Raw genomic sequence first — 4,452 nt, forward strand, 5'->3', positions numbered from 1 at the left:
GGGACACCGTGCTCGGCGGCCCTGCGGGCCACGGCCGCCGAGCACGGTGTCCCGTGCCGGGCGGCAGAGTCCCCGGACGCTCTCGACGGCCTGCGCGGGCAGGTCCCCGGCCCCGTGGACGTGCTCCTGCTGCCCCTCGCGGACCCGGCCGGGGAGGGCGAGGCCGCGGACCGTGCCGTGCGCGAGGCGTGGCAGCTCGCGTCGGCGGCGCGGCGGCTGGGCACGTGGCCGCCCGGTACGGCGCGGCTGTGGTCGCTGACCTGCGGTGTCCGCGAGGCGGACCGGCTGGAGTCGGTGGCGCAGGCGGCCCGGTGGGGTCTCGGCCGGGTCGTCGGGGGCGAGCACCCCGAACTGTGGGGTGGCACGCTCGACCTCGGCGCGCAGCCCACCCGGGACGACCTGGCCGCCGCGCTGCGCGTGGTCGCGGCGAACCCGGGCGAGGACGTCGTCGCCGTCCGTGCGGGTGCGGCCTCGGCGAACCGGCTGGTCCGGTCCGTGGACGCGGATCCAGGGCGTGCGCCGTTGCGGTGCCGGCAGGACGGCACGTATCTCGTCACGGGCGGGCTGGGCAGCCTGGGCGGGGAGATCGCCCGGTGGCTGGTGGAGCGGGGGGCGCGGCGCCTCGTGCTCGCCGGACGCGGCGGTCTGCCGCCCCGGTCGCGGTGGGACACCGTCACCGACGGGGTCCAAGCGCGCCGCGTCGCGACCGTCCGCGGGCTCGAAGCCCTCGGGGCGAGCGTCCGGGTGGTGTCCCTGGACCTGTCCGACACCGAGGCGGCGGCAGCCGCCCTGACCCCGGACGCGCTGGGCATGCCGCCGATCCGCGGGGTGGTGCACGCGGCCGGCGTGCTCCACGACCAGCTGGTCGACCGGCTCGACGCCGACGCGCTGGCGGCGGTGCTGCGGCCGAAGGCGGGCGGCGCCCTGACCCTGCACCGGCTGTTCCCGCCGGGGAGCCTGGACTTCCTGGTCCACTTCTCGTCGTGCGGGCAGTACCTGGGCCTCACCGGCCAGGCCGCCTACGCGTCGGCCAACGCCTTCCTCGACGCCATGGCCGGGTACGACCACACCCTCGGTGCCACCGGCACCATGAGCCTGGCGTGGACGTCCTGGCGGGGCATGGGCATGGCGGCCAACGCGGCGGTGGACGCCGAGCTCCAGGCGCACGGCGTCGGCGACATCACGGCACCCGAGGCGTTCGCCGCCTGGGACCTCGCCGGGCGGACCGGCGCCGCGTCCCTCGCGGTGCTGCGCACCGTGCCGCTGCCGGACGGGGGCCGCCGTACGGGGCTGCTGCGCGACCTCGCCGACGACGCCCCGGCGGGGTCGAACCGGGAGCAGGCGGCGGCCGGGGTCCGGCCGTCCGGGGAGCTGTCGGAGGAGGAGTTGCGGGCGCTGCTGCACGAGCAGACGGTGTCCGTCGTCGTCAGCGAGATGAAGCTGGACCCGGCCGACCTCGACCCGGACCGGTCGCTGCTGAAGTCGGGCCTGGACTCCGTGATGGCGATCGTCATCCGGCGCCGCCTGGAACGGCTGCTGGAGCGCAAGCTGCCGGCCAACCTGGTCTGGCACCAGCAGACGGTCACGGCCATCGTGGACTACCTGGTGGCCAGTGCGCGCTCCTGACGTGGACGGGGCGCCGTTGACGCTGAACTGCCGGGTCACGGGTGACCCGGCGGGGAGGCCGACAGTGCTGCTCCACGCGCTGGGGAACACCGGCCGGAGCTGGGACCGGCTGGTGTCCGCGCTGCTGCCCCAGGGGCGCCGGTTGTTCGTGCCGGATCTGCGCGGGCACGGGGGCAGTCCCCGGGCGGCGGCGTACACCTTCGAGCTGATGTACCGGGACGTGCTGTGCCTGCTGGACCGGCACCGCCTGGCGGAGGTGGACCTGGTGGGCCACTCCATGGGGGGTCATGTGGCCTGGCTGATCGCGCAGCGCCATCCGTCACGGGTGCGCAGGCTGGTCATCGAGGACACGCCTCCGCCGCCCCGGGACGCGGCGGCGGAGGCGGAGCTGCGGGCGCGGTCCGGGGCGGCCGGCGGGCAGGCGCACGTCCTGTCGCTGTACCAGGAGTTCCGTGAGCTGCGCCGGGCCGGGGAGCTGGACAGTGCGGCGGTACGCCCTGTCATCGACGGGCTGCGCAGGGCGGACCCCGGGTGGTGGCGGCGGCTCGCCGACGTCACCGCCGAGACGCTGGTGATCAGCGGCGGGCTGTCCAGTCCGGTCCCCCGCTCCCTGCTGGCCGAGGTCGCCGGGGCGGTGCCCCGGGGGCGGCTGCTGGCCATCGACGCGGGCCACTACGTGCATCGCACCGAACCGGAGTGCTTCTGCGCCGAAGTGGCCCGTTTCCTGCGCTGACCGTCCGTCACCCGCCCTGTGGCCGGGGCTCCGTCGTGGTCGTGGCGCGCCGGTAGGCCGCGTCCACGACGAGCTGGACCTCCAGGGCGTCCTGGGCGCTCACCTTCGGGTGCGCGGCGGGGGCGCCCGTCACGAGGTCGAAGTGGGCGGAGATCGCGGCGAGTTCGGGGCGCTCCGCGGTCGTCTCGACCGTGCCGTCCGCCCGGCGCAGTTCGCCCCGGCGCAGGTCCAGGACGTGGTCGCCGTCCGTGGTGGTGACGGTGACCGAGGTCTCCAGTCTGCGGGCGGCCCGGTCGATGCGCAGGGTCGCCGGCAGGCCCTGGAACGACAGGTCCAGCCGGACCCGCTCCTCGACGCCTGGCGCGTCGACCTCGCACGCCTGGACCTCCGGCGGTCCGAAGAGCGTCATGAGCAGGTCGAGGGCGTGTGGCCCGAGGTCCAGGAGCGCGCCGCCGCCGGCCCGTGCCGCGTCGCCGTACCAGGGGGTGAAGGCCCGCCACACCCGGTTGCCGGGGGTGGCGAAGGAGACGTCGACGCGCTGGGCGCCGGGCCGGGCCGCGTCGGCGAACGCCTCCAGCAGCGGATGGAAGCGGAAGGGCATGTTCACCCCGAGCAGCTTCTCGGCCGCCGGATGGGCCGCCATCCGGCGCGCCTCCTCCACCGTGGCGGCGAGGGGCTTCTCGCACAGCACCGCGACACCGGCGTCCAGCGCCGCGAGCACCGGCTCGGCGTGGGCGTCGTTGGGGGTGCAGACGCTGATCAGGTCCGGCCGCGTCTCGTCGATGAGGCGCTCGACGGAGGTGCCGGTCCACACCTGGGGGCGGTCCGCCGTCAGCGACCGGGCCCGTTCGGCGTCGGCGTCGGCCAGGCCCACCAGTTCCATGGCGTCCCGCTCGTCGGCGCAGGGCAGGTGGTAGCGCTGGAAGACCCTGCCGCAGCCCACGGCCGCGTACCGGATGCGCTCGCGGGTCAACGCCTCAGCCCCTCACCTGGGCGAGGGCGTGCTCGCCGCACGCCTTCGCGGTCTCGGCGACGAAGTCCGGGAAGGTGTGGCCGAGGTGCTCCCGGTCGTACGCGGTGATCATGGCGCGCAGTTCGGTCTCCAGCCGGTCGGCGAGCCCGGGCGGGTTCTCGTCCGCGAGGAGCAGCCCCGCGTTGAGGAAGGCGATGAGCAGTCCGGCGAGCCCCTGGTCCCAGCTGCGCAGCCGGCCCAGCAGGGGGCGCAGGGACGCGGCGCCGGTGCCGCGCCGGGCCCGGACGGCGTCCGCGATGCTCTGGGCGAGGAAGGGGACCTCGTTCTCCTTGCGGTCGTTGATCTCCGAGGAGACCCGGCTCCAGGCCGTCCAGAGGTGTTCCACCCGCTCGTCCTCGACGCGGTAGTCGCGGCGGGCGTGCCGCAGCACCTCCAGGGCGACGCCCTCGACGCCGGGGATGTCGGGTTCCTCGTACCGCGTGGCCTTGTCGTAGATCTCGGTGCCGCGCAGGGCGATGGCCCGGTTGATGAGGAAGAACGGGTTCTCGCTCTCGTGCACCCGGGCGGCCACGATGAACTTCAGGTTCTCCCAGAGCTCGTCGAGGGTGGTGCCCGGTTCGATCATGATCCAGCCGGGTTCGAGTTCGATGTTCTCCTGTTTGAACAGGCGGGCGGCGTCGAAGTTGTACTCGACGGTGGTGCCCTTGCGGAACCGCTTCATCATGCCGGGCGAGCCGGTCTCCATGCCGAGGAGCGCCAGGTCCATGCCGGCCCGGCGCAGGGTGCGCAGGGCCTCGCGGTCGATGAGGCCGGTGTCGACGCGGAACTCGCAGTGGAAGGTGAGCTTGAGGCCGCGGCGCAGGATCTCCTCGGCGAAGCCGACGGCGTGGTGGTAGCCGTCCTGGAAGGCGCCGCCGAAGTTGTCGTCGTTGAACCACAGGAAGCGGGTGCCGAACTCCCGTTGCAGGTACTCGATCTCGTCGACCGCGTCCCCCACGGGCCGTACCCGCCAGGGCCCGTCCACGACTCCGGGCTGCCGGGGCGCGTAGCAGAAGGTGCACTTGGCGTGGCAGCCGCGGCTGGTGTACGTGGAGGCGCGCGGTGTGGGGATGCCGTTCTT

4 protein-coding genes are annotated in these 4,452 nt (G+C 74.7%); 2 read left to right on the forward strand and 2 right to left on the reverse strand.

Going from position 1 to position 4,452, the window contains the following annotated elements; all coding sequences use genetic code 11:
• Both AOK24_RS42880 and AOK24_RS42885 read left to right on the forward strand, forming a co-directional pair.
• Positions 1 to 1,626 (forward strand): beta-ketoacyl reductase (locus AOK24_RS42880; RefSeq protein WP_159052207.1); only part of this gene is annotated, 1,626 nt, incomplete at its 5' end.
• The gene (locus tag AOK24_RS42885) at positions 1,613 to 2,359 is read left to right on the forward strand and encodes an alpha/beta fold hydrolase (protein WP_240554403.1); all 747 of its coding nucleotides are present in this window, start codon (positions 1,613 to 1,615) and stop codon (positions 2,357 to 2,359) included. The genes AOK24_RS42880 and AOK24_RS42885, both read left to right, overlap by 14 nt.
• A gap of 7 nt (positions 2,360 to 2,366) precedes the next feature.
• On the opposite strand, the gene AOK24_RS42890 is transcribed toward AOK24_RS42885, so the two are convergent.
• Positions 2,367 to 3,332: a Gfo/Idh/MocA family protein gene (locus tag AOK24_RS42890; RefSeq protein ID WP_055725263.1), complete on the reverse strand. Its 966-nt coding sequence runs from the start codon at positions 3,330 to 3,332 to the stop codon at positions 2,367 to 2,369.
• A 4-nt stretch (positions 3,333 to 3,336) separates the two neighbouring features.
• Positions 3,337 to 4,452: B12-binding domain-containing radical SAM protein (locus tag AOK24_RS42895; protein WP_159052208.1), on the reverse strand; the 1,116-nt coding region annotated here is incomplete at its 5' end.

This window comes from Streptomyces niveiscabiei, assembly GCF_001419795.1.
GTDB lineage: Bacteria > Actinomycetota > Actinomycetes > Streptomycetales > Streptomycetaceae > Streptomyces > Streptomyces niveiscabiei.